The following is a 15449-nucleotide window of genomic DNA, read 5'->3' on the forward strand; positions in this document are numbered from 1 at the left end:
TTTATTGGCCAGGTGCGCGCTGGCGCCAGGCTTGGGAGCGGCGCAGCGCGCCACGTGAGGCCCACGCCAGCAGCAGCGAGACGCTGGCCGAAGTGAACAAGATCAGGGTCGACATGGCCGCCGCACCGCCCACATTGCCGGCGTCGTCCATGTTCAGCACGGCGACGGCGGCGAGGATGGTGTCGGGGCTGTAGAGGAAAATCGCGGCGGACACGGTGGTCATCGCCGAGACAAACAGGTAGCGCAGGATGTCCAGCAGCGCCGGCAGACAGATCGGCACCGTGACGCGCAGATAATGGCGGTACAACGGTGCCTTGAGGGACAACGCGGCGGCTTCGAACTCGGCGTCCAACTGGCGCAAGGCGGTGGTTGCAGTCATCTGCGCGGTGGTCAGGTAGTGCGCAATGGTGCACACCACCAGCAACGCCATGCTGCCGTACAACACATGCAGCGGGTTGCCGTTGAGGTTGAAGAAGAACACGTAGCCCAGCCCCAGGACCAGGCCCGGCACGGCCATCGGCACGAAGCTGAGCATGCGCAGCGCCAGGTTGAGGTTCTTCTGGCCCTTGGTCTTTTCCATCAGGTAGGCGCCGGTGAAAATCAGCACGCTGCCGATCAACGCGGTGCACAGCGCCATGGTCAGGCTGTTGCGATAGGCCAGCCAGCCGCCTCCGGCGGTGTCTTCAAACTGGTAGTGCTTGAGCGACAGCGACAGGTTGTACGGCCAGAATTTCACTAGCGAGGAATACACCGCCATGCCGAACACCAGCAGCAACGCCGCGCAGATCAGCAGCACGATGGCCAGGTAGCACCCGTCGCGCAGCCGCGATGGCGCCGGCTGGAACACCTGGGCGCGGCCGCTCATCGCGTCGCCATGCCGACGACGCAACCAGGCATCCACGCCAAAGCTGAACAGCGCCGGCAGCAGCAACACCATGCCGATCAACGCGCCGCGTCCGAACTGTTGCTGGCCCACCACCGCCTTGTAGGCCTCCAGCGCCAGCACCTGGTAATCGCCGCCCACCACCACCGGTACCCCGAAGTCGGTGATGGTCAGGGTGAACACCAGGCAAAACGCGGCGAACACCGCCTGGCGCGTGGCCGGCCAGGTAATGCTGCGAAACGCCCGGGCCGGGCTGGCGCCCATGCTCGAAGCGGCGTCGAACAAACGCGCATCCGCCAGGGACAACGCCGACAGCAAAATCATCAAGGCATGGGGAAAGGTGTAGATCACCTCACCGAGCACAATGCCCCAGAACCCATAGATATTCTCCGAGAACAAGCCGCGCAGCAGGCCCTGGTTGCCGAACAAATAGACCAGGGCAATGCCCGGCAACATCGACGGCGCCATCAACGGCAGCAAGGACAGGCCGCGCCAGATGGACTTGCCGGGGATCAGCGTGCGTTGCAGGGCATAGGCAAACAAGTAGGCCAGCGGCACGACGATGGCCGCCACGCTGAGGGAAACTTTCAGGCTATTACCCAGCAACCAGTGGAAGTTGGCGCTACTCAGTAGTTCGCGTGCTGCCACCAGCCCACCGCCCTGCCCGGCTTCGCTGCTGAAGCCGCGCCAGAAGATCGCCAACAGCGGCAACAGCACCGCCACCACCAACAGGCCCAGCCAGAGCCATTTGCCGCCGACCACAAAGAGGCGGTCGCCCCACTCGGCGCGGGACACCTGGCGCGGTACCGGCAATGTCATCACCGCCCCCATCTCAGGCAAACACCTGCAGGCTGCGCGGCGGCAACGCCACCCAGATATCCTGTGCACCCAGGCGCGGCATGGCTTCCGGCGCCAGTTCAGCCAGCAACGGATGGCCTGGCAACTGCTCCAGCTCAAAGCTCATGCGGCAGCGGTTGCCGAGGAAGGTGATCTCGCGAACCTTGGCCGGGAACAGGTTTTCTTCATGCACCGGTGGGTTGACGCAGATCGCTTCCGGGCGGCAGAACAAGCGGCCCGATCGGGCGACACCCGCGTCCTCAGCCAGGCGCATGTTCAACCCACCCACCTGGGCATGGCTGGCGCTGTTACGGCTGAACGGCAACCAGTTGCCCTGGCCGACAAACTCCGCCACGAACGGCGTGGCCGGGCGGTCGTAGATTTCCTGGGGCGTGGCGTACTGCTCGACCTTACCGTTGTTCATCACGGCAATGCGGTCGGCCATCAACATGGCTTCGTCCTGGTTGTGGGTCACCATCAAGGTGGTGATGCCCAGGCGCCGCTGCAGTTGGCGCAGTTCGGTGCACAGGTGCTCGCGCACGCGGGCATCGAGGGCCGACATCGGCTCATCCAATAACAATAACGACGGCGCCGGCGCCAGTGCGCGGGCCAGGGCGACGCGCTGTTGCTGGCCGCCGGAGAGTTGGCCGGGGTACTTCTTTTCGCTGCCCACCAGGCCCACCAGCTCAAGCATCTGCGCGACCCGCTTGCGCACTTCATCGCGGCCGCTGCCCGTAAGGCCGTAGCCGATGTTCGCTTCAACGCTGAGGTTGGGAAACAACGCATAGGACTGGAACAGGATGCCGTAGTCCCGCGCCTGGGGTGGCAGCAGGGACACGTCCCGCTCGCCCAGGTAAAGCTCACCGCTGTCCTGGCGCTCCAGGCCGGCGATGCAACGCAGCAGTGTGGTCTTGCCGCAACCGGAAGGGCCCAGCAGGCACACCAGCTCGCCGGCGGCGACGTCCAGGGAGACGTTGTCCAGCGCGGTGAAGGCGCCAAAGCGTTTCTGGATTGCGCGCACTTTCATCGGTGCGCCGGGTTGGGTCAGGGCTGTGTGCATGGTGGCACCTCATCGAACGGATGAAGGCCATGCTAGGGAGGGAATGCGTAGCGGGTGTGGCAGGAAGGCAAAAGGAGGTGATAGTGGTATTGGTGGATTTGTGTAGGACTCAAGGAGATGGGTGACTCATGGTCCGCTATCGCAGGCAAGCCAGCTCCCACACTTGAATAGGTTCACACATCAAAATGTGGGAGCTGGCTTGCCTGCGATGGCCATTTAAAAGCCGCCATCCATGTTCAGAGGGGTGACATTTCCTGAGCCAAACCAAGAAACGCCGCCGGCAGGCGCGCACCTTTGCGCTCCTTGAGGCAATACAGATACTCCGGAATCTGCGGTGCATCCTCGATGGTCAGCACGCGCAACTGCGGGTCATGGGGCACTTCCTGGCGGGCGATGATGCTAATGCCGATGTTGCGCAGCACCGCCTCGCGAATCGACTCACGGCTGCCAATCTCCAGCAACGGCCCGTACCCCACGCCGGCGTTCTTCAACATCTCTTCCGTCAGCCGGCGGGTGGTGGAGCCCGCTTCACGCATCAGCAAGGTGTGCCCGATAAGCGCGCTCAACGGTACGTGATCGAGCTTGGCCAACGGGTGATTGCGGTGCACCGCCAGCACCAGCGGGTCCGTGCCCAGCACGCGGCGGATCAGACGGGCATCTTCCAGCAATTGCGATGAGGCCGCGACATCGACGCGGTAATCGTCCAACGCCTCAAGCACCTGTTGGGAATTGCCGATTTCCACCGAGACTTCCACCTGGGGCAGTCGCTCACGAAAAGCTTTGACCAGATCGAGGATGTAATACGGCGCCGTTGCTGCAATTCTCAGCGCACCCTGGACCTGGCCGTTGTTGCGCAGGAAAAACTCGATATCCGCTTCCTGCTGCAACAGCGCCTTGACCATCGGCAACAGCCGCGCGCCTTCGTCGCTGACGGTGAGGCGGCGGCCGCCACGGTAGAACAACTCGACGCCGTAGTGGCCTTCGAGGTTGCGAATCTGGGTGGTCACCGTGGGCTGGCTCAAGCCGAGTTTCTTCGCCGCCTGGGTAATGCTGCCCAGGCGGGCGACCATGAAAAACGCCTTTAACTCAGCACTCAGCACACCACCCTCTCATCCGCTATTTGCGCACCAGGCGCAGGCCATTGAACACCACCAGCAGGCTCACGCCCATGTCGGCGAAGACCGCCATCCACATGGTCGCCATGCCCATGAACGTGACGGCCAGGAAGATCGCCTTGATCACCAGCGCCAGGGCGATGTTCTGCTTGAGGATACTCGACGTTTGCCGCGACAACCGAATGAAAGCCGGAATCTTGCGCAAATCATCGTCCATCAGCGCCACGTCGGCGGTCTCGATAGCGGTGTCGGTGCCCGCCGCGGCCATGGCGAAGCCGATCTCGGCACGGGCCAGGGCCGGGGCGTCGTTGATACCGTCACCGACCATGCCCACCCGACGGCCCTGGCCGTAGAGGGTTTCGATGGCTTGCAGTTTGTCGGTGGGCAACAGGTCGCCCTGGGCCTGGTCGATACCCACCTGGGCCGCAATGGCCTTGGCAGTGTGGGTGTTGTCGCCGGTGAGCATCAGGGTCTTGATGCCCAGGTCGTGCAACTGCTGAATGGCTTCGCGGCTGCTCTCCTTGACCGTGTCGGCCACGGCAAACAGCGCCAGCGGGCCAGACTTGTCCAACAGCAACACCACAGACTTGCCTTGTTTTTCCAGGGCGAAGAGTTTTTCTTCCAACGCCTCTGAGCACAAGCCCAGGTCTTCCACCAGGCGGTGGTTACCCAGGTGATAGGTCTGGCCGTTGATATCACCCCGCACACCGCGCCCGGCCAGGGCCTCGAAGTTATCCACAGCGTGAGTCGACAGGTTTTTATCCACAGCTGCGTTGGCAATCGCCAGGGACACCGGGTGATCGGAGCGCGATGCCAAGCTGGCCGCCAGGGCCGGCGCGCTGTCTTCGATGTTCGGGAACAGCGGCAGGTAGTCGGTTTGCACCGGTTTGCCGTGGGTGATGGTGCCGGTCTTGTCGAGGGCCAGGTAGTCGAGCTTGTAGCCGCCCTCCAGGTACACGCCGCCCTTGATCAGGATGCCTTTGCGCGCCGCTGCCGCCAGGCCGCTGACAATGGTCACCGGGGTGGAGATCACCAAGGCACAAGGGCAGGCCACCACCAGCAGCACGAGGGCGCGGTAGATCCAGTCAAACCACACGCCCGCCATGAACAGCGGCGGAATCACCGCCACACCGAGGGCAAACAGGAAGACAGCCGGGGTGTAGACCTTGGAGAAACTGTCAACAAAGCGCTGGGTTGGCGCCCGTGCCCCTTGGGCCTGTTCCACGGCGTGAATGATCCGCGCCAGCGTGGAGTTGTTGGCCGCGGCGGTGACCTTGTACTCCAGGGCGCCGGCCTGGTTGATGGTGCCGGCAAACACTTTATCGCCCACGGTTTTTTCTATCGGCAGGCTTTCCCCGGTGATCGGTGCCTGGTCGATGGTGGACTGGCCGGCCGTGACTTCCCCGTCGAGCCCGATGCGCTCGCCAGGCTTTACCCGCACAATCGCCCCAAGATCAATGCTTTTGACCTCCTGTTCCAGCCAGGAACCGTCAGCCTGGCGCACCGTGGCCTGTTCCGGAGTCATCTGCATCAGGCCGCTGATGGCGTTGCGCGCACGGTCCAGGGACTTGGCCTCGATCAACTCGGCCACGGTGAACAGGAACATCACCATCGCCGCTTCGGGCCACTGGCCAATCAGGATCGCGCCCGTCACCGCGATGCTCATCAAGGCATTGATATTGAGGTTGAAGTTCTTCAGGGCAATCCAGCCCTTCTTGTAGGTGGTAAGGCCGCCGCTGAGAATCGACACCAACGCCACCAGCGCGATTACCCAGGTGGGCGCCACACCGGTGAAGTGCAGCACCTCGGCCCCCAGGGCACCTACGCCCGACACCGCCAGCGGCCACCAATGTTTCTTGGCGGGCGGCGCGGCAGCGGGGCTGCCTTCTTCGATAGGGTCGGCCTGCATGCCGATGGACTTGATTGCCTCAATGATCGGCGCGGTGTTCGGCAGGTCATGGGTGACGCCGAGGATGCGGTTGATCAGGTTGAATTCCAGTTGCTGCACGCCAGCGAGCTTGCCCAGCTTGTTCTGGATCAGCGTCTGCTCGGTAGGGCAGTCCATGGCTTCGATGCGGAAGGTGCTCAGGCGCGAGCCGGCGGTGGGCGCCTCACTCAGGGTCACGATGGCAGGCCCGGCAGCGCCGGAGCAGCAGGAGCCGGAATGGCCGTGGTTATCCACAGGCGTGAGTTTGGCGGGCCCATGGTCATGTTTGTGATCATGGCCGTGATCGTGATCGTGATCATGGCCGTGATCGTGATCGTGATCATGCTTGTGGTCGTGCTTGTGCGGGGTATGAATGGAGTGGCTCATCAGGTCGCGTCCGTAAAGGTGCCTGTTGCCAAGTAAAGACCCTGTAGCCACTATAGGGTCAAGCGCCCATTTGGAGATTGCTGCGATGAAGATCGGCGAACTGGCCAAACTCACCGATTGCCCGGTGGAAACCATCCGTTATTACGAGAAGGAAAACCTGCTGCCGCCCCCGGCACGCACCGACGGCAACTACCGCGTGTACACCCAGGCGCACACCGAGCGGCTGACCTTTATTCGCAACTGCCGCAGCCTGGACATGACCCTCGAAGAAATCCGCAGCCTGCTGGGTCTGCGCGACAGCCCCCAGGACCAATGCGAAAGCGTGAATGCCTTGATCGACGAGCATATCCACCATGTGAAAGCGCGGATCGACGGGTTGTTGGCCTTGCAGGAACAACTGCTGGACCTGCGCCAACGTTGCGGCGGTGGGAACCAGTGCGGGATCTTGCAGCAGTTGGAAGTCAGCGGCGGGATTGCGGCCAGCGAGGCCGAGCCTTCGCATGTGGGCAGAAGCCACGGCCATTAACTCAAGCGAACACCAAACCCATGTGGGAGCTGGCTTGCCTGCGATAGCGGCGGGCCCGCGACATTGATGTCGCCTGACACTGCGCTATCGCAGGCAAGCCAGCTCCCACAGTTTTTCACCGAGTAAGGCTTTAGATAGCTACGTCGGCCTTGATGCTTGGGTCGGCGTCGTAGCCCACAATCTCAAAATCTTCGAACTTGTAGTCGTAGATCGACGCAGGCTTGCGCTTGATCACCAGTTCCGGCAGTTTTTTCGGCGTACGCGCCAACTGGGTCTGGATCTGTTCCATGTGGTTGCTGTAGGCGTGGGTGTCGCCCGTGGTGACGATGATCTCGTGGGGGATCAGGTCGCACTGCTGGGCCAGCATGTGGGTCAGCAACGCCAGCGCGGCAGTGTTGTACGGCAGCCCCAGGAATACGTCGGAGCTGCGGATATACAGCTGCATCGACAGATGGCCGTCATGCACGAACGCCTGGTACAGCAAATGGCACGGCGGCAGGGCTTGCTTGCCGTTACGCGCGTTTTCCTGCGGGCTCTGGGTTTCGTCCGGCAGGTATTCGACGTTCCAGCCGTGGAACAGGATGCGGCGGCTGTTGGGGTTGGTCTTGAGCGTGTGCACCATGTAGTCGATCTGGTTGATCGTGCCGCCGTCCTTGGTCGGCCAGGCGGTCCACTGCTCGCCGTACACGGGACCCAGGTCGCCGTCTTCGGTGGCCCACTCATCCCAGATCTTCACGCCATTTTCGTTGAGCCACTTGATGTTGGTGTTGCCGCTCAACATCCAGATCAGTTCGTTGGCGATGCTTTTGAAGTGCAGCTTCTTGGTGGTCAGCAGCGGGAAGCCGTCGGCCAGGTTATGCCGATACTGACGCGCAAACACAGCCTTGGTGCCGGTGCCCGTGCGGTCGCCCTTGGTCAGGCCATTGGTCACGACGTCCTGCAGCAGTTCGAGATATTGCTTCATGTTTTTACCCGTATCGTTGAAGCCAAGACCTCCTGGTCTTGGCATTCGAATTTAAAGCGCGGCGTTCTTCAGCGGCTGCGGGCGATTGTACGCCCACCACAGCATGCCCAGGCCCGCCAGGATCATTGGCAAGCTAAGCACCTGACCCATGGTCAGCCAGCCCCATGCCAGGTAGCCCAACTGCGCATCCGGTACCCGTACGAATTCGACGATAAAGCGGAAAATCCCGTAGAACAGCGCGAACATGCCCGACACGGCCATGGTTGGGCGTGGCTTGCGCGAGAAGATATAGAGAATAAGGAACAGCGCCACACCTTCCAATGCGAACTGGTACAGCTGCGACGGGTGGCGCGGCAGTTGCGCCGGGTCGCTGAACGGCGGGAACACCATCGCCCACGGCACGTCGGTCGGCTTGCCCCACAGCTCGGCGTTGATAAAGTTACCAATGCGCCCGGCACCCAGGCCGATCGGCACGAAGGGGGCGACGAAGTCCATCAGCTGGAAGAACGACTTGCCATTGCGCCGGCCAAACCACCAGGCGGCGATCATCACGCCGATAAACCCGCCGTGGAACGCCATGCCGCCCTTCCACACTTCGAAGATCAGGGTCGGGTTGGCGAGATACGCAGACAGGTCGTAGAACAGCACATACCCCAGGCGCCCGCCGACGATCACCCCCATCGACATCCAGAACACCATGTCGGAGAGCTTCTCCTTGGTCCAGGTCGGGTCGAAACGGTTCAGGCGCCGGGAAGCCAACAGCCAGGCGCCGCCGATGCCGATCAGGTACATCAACCCGTACCAATGGATTTTCAGCGGACCGATGGCCAGGGCCACCGGGTCGATCTGCGGGTAAGGCAGCATTGCGACTCCTCGTTAAAACATTTAGTCATGACGCACCGGACCATGCCGATGTGCGATTAAGCCTGCGTTACAGCGGCGAGATCAAATTAAGAAGTTCACATACACGCCAAATAGCCCGGCATGTTAACGGATCAGAGGTGCACGGCCCAACTTCGAGACGATGGAACACCGGCGCGTCTGTGGGTAGAGTGGCAAAAACACAAAAGGGGTCACCCGATGTGCCTGATTGTTTTCGCCTGGCGACCGGGCCATGCCCAGCCACTGATCGTCGCGGCCAACCGCGATGAGTTCTACGCCCGCCCCAGCCTGCCGCTGGCCCAGTGGGCGGATGTGCCCCAGGTTTATGCCGGTCGCGATCAGGAGGCCGGGGGCACCTGGCTGGGGGTGAACGCGGATGGGCGCTTTGCCGCCTTGACCAACATCCGCGACCCGCACCAGCCACCGGCACGCAAGTCTCGCGGCGAACTGGTTGCGCGGTTTCTCAGCGGTTCGCTGCCGATCGACGATTATTTGGCCGATGTGAACGGCCGCTCGATTGAATATGCCGGGTTCAACCTGCTGGTGGGCACGCGGGATGAGCTGTGGCACTACAACGCCAATGATACCGAGCCGACGCGGTTGAAGGCGGGGGTGTACGGGTTATCCAATGCCGGGCTGGATACGCCCTGGCCGAAGCTAGTGAAGGCCAAAGCAGCGTTCAGCGCCGTGCTGGAAAACCCTGAGCCTGAGGCACTGCTGGGAATTCTCAGCGACCCGCAGACTGCCCCGTTTGCTGAGTTGCCGGACACCGGCGTAGGCCTGGCGACCGAAAGCCTGCTGTCGAGCGTGTTTATCGCCAGCCCCAGTTATGGGACACGGGCGAGCACAGCGCTGATCGTGAATGCCGATGGGACGCGGCGGATGCTGGAGCGCAGCTTTGGCCCGCACGGGGGGCGGCTGGGTGAGGTGGACCTGATGTTTTAGCGCTGCATGGACCACCGCTATCGCAGGCAAGCCAGCTCCCACAGGTGAATGCATTCCACAGGTGGGAGCTGGCTTGCCTGCGATGAAGGTGCCTCGATCTTTCATCGTTCCCACGCTCTGCGTGGGAACGCCTCTTGTGACGCTCTGCGTCACGCTCTAAAAGCCGACGCGGAGCGTCCAGGGCTGCATTCCCACGCAGAGCGCGGGAACGATCTGCTAGAAGCTCGCTCCTACAGGGTTTTGGCCGAGGCCGGGTTGATCATCCGGGTCAACCCCAGGTTTTTCAGCGCCAATTGCAGCGAGCTGTGGATAACTTGCGGGTTGTCGATGGTCATCAACTCGGCGAGCAAATCCTTGGCCCTGCTCAATTCCACCTGGCGCAGCATCCACTTCACTTTCGGCAAGTTGGTGGCGTTCATCGACAGGCTGTCAAAGCCCATCGCCATCAACAGCACCGCCGCCGCCGGGTCGCCGGCCATTTCGCCGCAGATACTCACCGGCTTGCCTTCGGCATGGGCGTCGCGCACCACGTGTTGCAGCGCTTGCAGCACCGCCGGGTGCAGGTAGTCGTAGAGGTCGGCCACCCGTGGGTTGTTACGGTCCACGGCCAGCAGGTACTGGGTCAGGTCGTTGGAGCCTACCGACAGGAAGTCCACCTGCCGCGCCAGTTCCTTGGCCTGGTACACCGCCGCCGGTATTTCGATCATCACGCCAATCGGCGGCATCGGCACATCGGCGCCTTCATCGCGCACTTCGCCCCACGCGCGGTGGATCAGGTGCAGGGCTTCTTCCAGCTCATGGGTGCCGGAGATCATCGGCAGCAGGATGCGCAGGTTGTTCAAGCCCTCGCTGGCCTTGAGCATGGCGCGGGTCTGGACGAGGAAGATTTCGGGATGGTCGAGGGTAACGCGAATACCGCGCCAGCCAAGGAAGGGGTTGTCTTCCTTGATGGGGAAATAGGACAGTGACTTGTCGCCGCCAATATCCAGGCTGCGCATCGTCACCGGTAACGGGTGGAAGGCTTGCAGTTGCTCGCGATAAATCGCCAGCTGCTCCTTCTCGCTCGGGAAACGCTGGTTGATCATGAACGGCACTTCGGTGCGGTACAGCCCCACCCCTTCGGCGCCGCGCTGTTGCGCACGGGCTACATCCGCCAGCAGGCCAGTGTTGACCAGCAGCGGTACCCGGTGGCCATCGGGGGTCACACACGGCAGCTCGCGCAGCGAATCCAGGCCCTGGGCCAGTTGCTTCTCTTCTTCCACCACCTCGGCGTATTGCTTGCGCAGCACGTCGCTGGGGTTGGTGAACACCTCGCCGCGATGCCCATCGACGATCATGTCGATGCCATCGACCTTGGAGTACGGCAGGTCCACCAGGCCCATCACCGTCGGGATACCCATGGCCCGGGCCAGGATCGCCACGTGGGAGTTACCCGAACCCAATACCGAAACCAAGCCCACCAGCTTGCCTTCAGGCACTTCGCCAAGCTGGGTGGCGGTCAACTCTTCACTGACCAGGATGGTGTTATCGGGGAAGACCATGTTGGTGCTGCGGTCTTCCTGCAGGTACGCCAACAGACGTCGCCCCAGGTCGCGCACATCCGATGCGCGCTCGCGCAGGTAGGCGTCGTCCATCATTTCGAAACGGTTGACGTGATCGGTGACCACCTGGCGTAACGCGCCCTGGGCCCACTGGCCGGTCTTGATCACAGTCTTGACTTCGTTACCCAGGGACGCGTCGTCGAGCATCATCTGGTACACGTCAAACAGCGCACGCTCTTCGGGGCGCAGCTGGGTGGCCAGCTTGGTCGACAGGTTGCGCATGTCGGCGCGCACGCCTTCGAGGGCGGTCTTGAACAGTTTGATTTCGGCGTCGATGTCACTGACGGTCTTGTCCGGCACCACATCGAGGTCGGCGGGCGGCAGCATGACCACCGCGGTACCCACCGCAGCGCCTGGCGAACCCGGTACGCCGACGAACTTGGCTTCCTGGATACCCTTGCCCTGGCGCCCCAGGCCGCGAATCGAGCCGGTCGCTTCGGCGTGGGCGATAACCCCGGCCAGTTGCGCGCTCATGGTCACCAGGAAGGCTTCTTCGCCTTCGTCGAACTGGCGACGCTCTTTTTGCTGGATAACCAACACGCCGACAACGCGGCGGTGGTGAATGATCGGCGCACCAAGGAACGAGGCGTAGCGCTCTTCGCCGGTTTCGGCAAAGTAGCGATAACGCGGGTGATCGGCCGCGTTCTCGAGGTTCAGGGGTTCTTCACGCGTCCCCACCAGGCCCACCAGACCTTCATTGGGCGCCATGCTGACCTTGCCGATGGAGCGCTTGTTCAAGCCCTCCGTGGCCATCAGCACAAAACGGTTGGTCTCGGGGTCCAGCAGGTAAACCGAGCAGACCTGGCTGCCCATGGCTTCCTTGACGCGCAACACAATAATCCCCAACGCCGCCTTGAGATCCTTGGCGGAGTTAACTTCCTGGACGATCTTGCGCAGCGTATTGAGCATGGCTCGGGGTCGAACTCCGTCGTCAGTCGCGCGCTAAAAGGCGCGGGGCAAGCTCTTTGAGAGCGCGACGATAAACCTCGCGCTTGAATGTCACCACCTGGCCCAACGGATACCAATAGCTGACCCAGCGCCAGCCATCGAACTCCGGTTTACCGGTCAAATCCATCCGCACCCGCTGCTCGTTGGAGATCAGGCGCAAAAGAAACCATTTCTGCTTCTGGCCGATGCACAGCGGTTGGCTGTGGGTACGCACCAGGCGTTGCGGCAAACGATAGCGCAACCAGCCACGGGTACAGGCCAGAATTTGTACATCTTCGCGCTCAAGGCCGACTTCTTCGTTCAACTCACGGTACAAGGCGTCTTCAGGGGTTTCGTCGGGGTTGATTCCACCTTGAGGAAACTGCCAGGCATCTTGGTTGATTCGGCGAGCCCATAGCACCTGTCCGGCATCATTCGTCAGAATAATGCCGACATTAGGACGGAAACCATCGGGGTCGATCACGGCAACAACCTCGCAAACGCATGTCGCCGCATTGTTCCACAAAGGTTGTTCCAGCGGCAACGAGGCTTCTTACCTTATGTGCACTCTTGTGAAAAGACCGTATTCTGGACGCCTTTTTACAGACTTTTCAGCGAGTAACTGCAATGCGCCTGGCTTTATTCGACTTGGACAATACCCTTCTGGGCGGTGACAGCGATCACGCCTGGGGCGATTACCTGTGTGAACGCGGAATTCTCGACGCGGTAGCCTACAAGGCCCGCAACGACGAGTTCTACCAGGACTACCTGGCCGGCCGGCTGGATAACGCCGCCTACTTGAACTTCTGCCTGGAAATCCTCGGCCGCACCGAGATGGCCCAGCTGGACGCGTGGCACAACGACTACATGCGCGACTGCATCGAGCCCATCATGCTCCCGAAGGCCGTTGAACTGCTGGCCAGGCACCGCGCCGCCGGTGACAAGCTGGTGATCATCACCGCCACCAACCGCTTCGTCACCGCGCCGATTGCCGCCCGCCTGGGCGTCGAGACCCTGATCGCCACCGAATGCGAAATGGTGGATGGCCGCTATACCGGGCGCAGTACCGATGTGCCGTGCTTTCGCGAGGGCAAGGTGACGCGTTTGAACCGCTGGTTGGAAGAAACCGGGCATAGCCTGGAAGACAGCTACTTCTACAGCGATTCGATGAATGATTTGCCGTTGCTGGAGCAGGTGACGCACCCGGTGGCAGTGGATCCGGATCAGAATTTGCGCGCCGAGGCTGAAAAGCGTGGTTGGCCGGTGATTACGCTGCGCAGCTGATGACGCTATCGCAGGCAAGCCAGCTCCCACATTTGGAATGCATTCCCCTGTGGGAGCTGGCTTGCCTGCGATGAACGCGACGCGGTCTAACGCTTTAAACCGGCTTGGCGCCCATAAGCCCGGCAATCGCCACAAACCCCACCAGGCTGACCACCGCCAGCACCAGGGTGAAATTCAGGCTCCCGCCCTCGCCCTTGCGCAGCCGATTGAGCCGCGCCACCAGCCAGAACCAGGCCAGCGCCGCCACGGTGTAGAGGATGCTGGAGCCCAAGATCCAGGTTTGCCCCAATGGCCAGCCGAGCAGGTGCACCAGCCACCAGCCGGTGAAGGGCATGCTCACCAGGCAAATCCCCATCAGCAGCCATACAAATGCCCAGGGGCGCTGCACGGTCGCGGCCGGGCCGGCGCTGCGTTTACGCCACGCCAATACCGCCAGGCCCAGGCCGCTGAGCAGCAGCAATACGGTGGCGGTGATGTGGATCACCTTGAGGGTGGTCAGCGTTTCCATGGTCTCTATTCCTTATAGGCCGCTCAGTCAGCGTAGTCGCTCAACCGAGGAACAGCTGGTAAGCCGGGTTTTCGCTTTCATCCCAGTACGGGTAACCGATTTGCGCCAAGGCCGCGGGAACCAGGTGACGCTCGTCCGCCGGTACCTGCAAGCCCGCCACCACTCGGCCGTCAGCCGCGCCGTGGTTGCGGTAGTGGAACATCGAGATATTCCAGCGCCCGCCGAGTTTGTTGAGGAAGTTGAACAACGCCCCCGGCCGCTCCGGGAATTCGAAGCGAAACACCAACTCGTCGCTGACTTTGGCCGCATGCCCGCCGACCATATGGCGAATGTGCAACTTGGCCAGTTCGTTCTCGGTGAGGTCCAGCACCGGGAAACCCTGGCTGGTCAGGCTGGCCACCAACGCGCTGCGCGGGTCGTTTTCCGGGTGGGTCTGCACGCCGACGAAAATGTGCGCTTCGCTGCCGGAGTGGTAGCGGTAGTTGAATTCGGTGATCTGGCGTTTGCCCACCGCTTCGCAGAAGGCCTTGAAGCTGCCCGGCCGCTCGGGGATGGTCACGGCGATGATGGCCTCACGACCTTCACCCAGTTCGGCGCGCTCGGCCACATGGCGCAAACGGTCGAAGTTGACGTTGGCACCCGAGTCGATGGCGACAAAGGTCTGGCCGCTGACACCGCGGGTCTCGACGTACTTTTTGATCCCGGCCACGCCCAGCGCACCCGCCGGCTCGGTGATGGAGCGGGTGTCATCGTAGATGTCCTTGATCGCCGCACAGATTTCATCGGTGCTGACGGTGATCACTTCATCCACGTAGTCTTTGCAAATGTCGAAGGTGTGCTGGCCGATCTGCGCCACCGCCACGCCGTCGGCGAAGATGCCCACGGTCGGCAATACCACACGCTCGCCCGCCGCCATGGCGGCTTGCAGGCAGTTGGAGTCGTCCGGTTCCACGCCGATGATCTTGATCTCCGGGCGCAGGTATTTCACATACGCCGCAATCCCGGCGATCAGACCGCCGCCGCCCACCGGTACGAAAATCGCGTCCAGAGGCCCTGGGTGCTGGCGCAGGATTTCCATCGCCACGGTGCCCTGCCCGGCAATGGTGTGCGGATCATCGTAGGGGTGGATGTACACGTAGCCTTTTTCGTCGACCAGCTTGAGCGAGTAGGCCAGGGCTTCCGGAAAGGAATCACCGTGCAGCACCACTTTGCCGCCCCGGGAGCGCACGCCTTCGACCTTGATCTCCGGGGTGGTCTTGGGCATCACGATGGTGGCTTTCACCCCCAGCACCTTGGCCGCCAGGGCCAGGCCCTGGGCATGGTTGCCGGCCGACGCGGTGACGACGCCGCGTGCACGTTCTTCGGCACTGAGCTGGGTCAGCTTGTTGTAGGCGCCGCGAATCTTGAACGAGAACACCGGCTGCAAGTCTTCGCGCTTGAGCCAAATCTTGTTACCCAGCCGCTCGGAGAGCTGGCGGGCAGTCTGCAAGGGGGTTTCCACGGCGATGTCGTAAACACGCGAGGTGAGGATTTTTTTGACGTAGTGTTCAAGCATCGGCAGGCATCTACTTCACGGGTTGGGCAGGGCCAAGGAGTCTAACCC

13 protein-coding genes are annotated in these 15449 nt (G+C 62.1%); 3 read left to right on the top strand and 10 right to left on the bottom strand.

What is annotated here, in order from left to right; genetic code table 11:
- Position 1: 1 nt before the first annotated feature.
- From RHM69_RS19410 to RHM69_RS19425, 4 genes are all read right to left on the bottom strand, one after another.
- Entirely contained in the window at positions 2 to 1714 is a 1713-nt protein-coding gene (locus RHM69_RS19410; protein WP_032902266.1) for a putative 2-aminoethylphosphonate ABC transporter permease subunit, read from the bottom strand.
- A 1-nt stretch (position 1715) separates the two neighbouring features.
- On the bottom strand, positions 1716 to 2780 hold the full coding sequence (locus RHM69_RS19415; protein WP_166406120.1) for a putative 2-aminoethylphosphonate ABC transporter ATP-binding protein: 1065 nt from the start codon (positions 2778 to 2780) through the stop codon (positions 1716 to 1718).
- Between the two features lie 236 nt (positions 2781 to 3016).
- Entirely contained in the window at positions 3017 to 3880 is an 864-nt protein-coding gene (locus RHM69_RS19420; RefSeq protein ID WP_058410822.1) for a LysR family transcriptional regulator, read from the bottom strand.
- Between the two features lie 16 nt (positions 3881 to 3896).
- A complete protein-coding gene (locus RHM69_RS19425) occupies positions 3897 to 6209 on the bottom strand; it encodes a heavy metal translocating P-type ATPase (RefSeq protein WP_200599487.1) in 2313 nt (770 codons plus the stop codon).
- 85 nt (positions 6210 to 6294) lie between these two features.
- On the opposite strand from RHM69_RS19425, the gene cadR reads away from it, so the two are divergent.
- Positions 6295 to 6735 (top strand): Cd(II)/Pb(II)-responsive transcriptional regulator, encoded by a 441-nt coding sequence (gene cadR, locus RHM69_RS19430; RefSeq protein ID WP_003195185.1) that lies wholly within the window; start codon positions 6295 to 6297, stop codon positions 6733 to 6735.
- Between the two features lie 130 nt (positions 6736 to 6865).
- On the opposite strand, the gene RHM69_RS19435 is transcribed toward cadR, so the two are convergent.
- Together RHM69_RS19435 and lgt are read right to left on the bottom strand one after the other, a co-directional pair.
- A complete protein-coding gene (locus tag RHM69_RS19435) occupies positions 6866 to 7699 on the bottom strand; it encodes a thymidylate synthase (protein ID WP_014720362.1) in 834 nt (277 codons plus the stop codon).
- 51 nt (positions 7700 to 7750) lie between these two features.
- A complete protein-coding gene (gene lgt / locus RHM69_RS19440) occupies positions 7751 to 8563 on the bottom strand; it encodes a prolipoprotein diacylglyceryl transferase (RefSeq protein WP_003195189.1) in 813 nt (270 codons plus the stop codon).
- Between the two features lie 216 nt (positions 8564 to 8779).
- Between lgt and RHM69_RS19445 the strand changes: the two genes are divergently transcribed.
- Complete coding sequence (locus RHM69_RS19445; RefSeq protein WP_200599485.1) at positions 8780 to 9526, top strand: NRDE family protein; 747 nt, start codon at positions 8780 to 8782, stop codon at positions 9524 to 9526.
- Between the two features lie 230 nt (positions 9527 to 9756).
- On the opposite strand, the gene ptsP is transcribed toward RHM69_RS19445, so the two are convergent.
- Together ptsP and RHM69_RS19455 are read right to left on the bottom strand one after the other, a co-directional pair.
- The gene (gene ptsP, locus RHM69_RS19450; RefSeq protein WP_014720364.1) at positions 9757 to 12036 is read right to left on the bottom strand and encodes a phosphoenolpyruvate--protein phosphotransferase; all 2280 of its coding nucleotides are present in this window, start codon (positions 12034 to 12036) and stop codon (positions 9757 to 9759) included.
- A gap of 22 nt (positions 12037 to 12058) precedes the next feature.
- Positions 12059 to 12538 (bottom strand): RNA pyrophosphohydrolase, encoded by a 480-nt coding sequence (locus RHM69_RS19455; protein ID WP_003176750.1) that lies wholly within the window; start codon positions 12536 to 12538, stop codon positions 12059 to 12061.
- 143 nt (positions 12539 to 12681) lie between these two features.
- Here RHM69_RS19455 and RHM69_RS19460 point away from each other — a divergent pair, with 143 nt between their 5' ends.
- Positions 12682 to 13338 (top strand): HAD family hydrolase, encoded by a 657-nt coding sequence (locus RHM69_RS19460; RefSeq protein WP_073451826.1) that lies wholly within the window; start codon positions 12682 to 12684, stop codon positions 13336 to 13338.
- A 94-nt stretch (positions 13339 to 13432) separates the two neighbouring features.
- On the opposite strand, the gene RHM69_RS19465 is transcribed toward RHM69_RS19460, so the two are convergent.
- Both RHM69_RS19465 and ilvA read right to left on the bottom strand, forming a co-directional pair.
- A complete protein-coding gene (locus tag RHM69_RS19465) occupies positions 13433 to 13846 on the bottom strand; it encodes a DUF2269 family protein (RefSeq protein ID WP_014720366.1) in 414 nt (137 codons plus the stop codon).
- Positions 13847 to 13886: 40 nt separating this feature from the next.
- Complete coding sequence (gene ilvA, locus RHM69_RS19470; protein ID WP_058410116.1) at positions 13887 to 15401, bottom strand: threonine ammonia-lyase, biosynthetic; 1515 nt, start codon at positions 15399 to 15401, stop codon at positions 13887 to 13889.
- Positions 15402 to 15449: the final 48 nt, after the last annotated feature.

The organism is Pseudomonas sp. CCI1.1, from assembly GCF_034348165.1.
GTDB lineage: Bacteria > Pseudomonadota > Gammaproteobacteria > Pseudomonadales > Pseudomonadaceae > Aquipseudomonas > Aquipseudomonas paracarnis.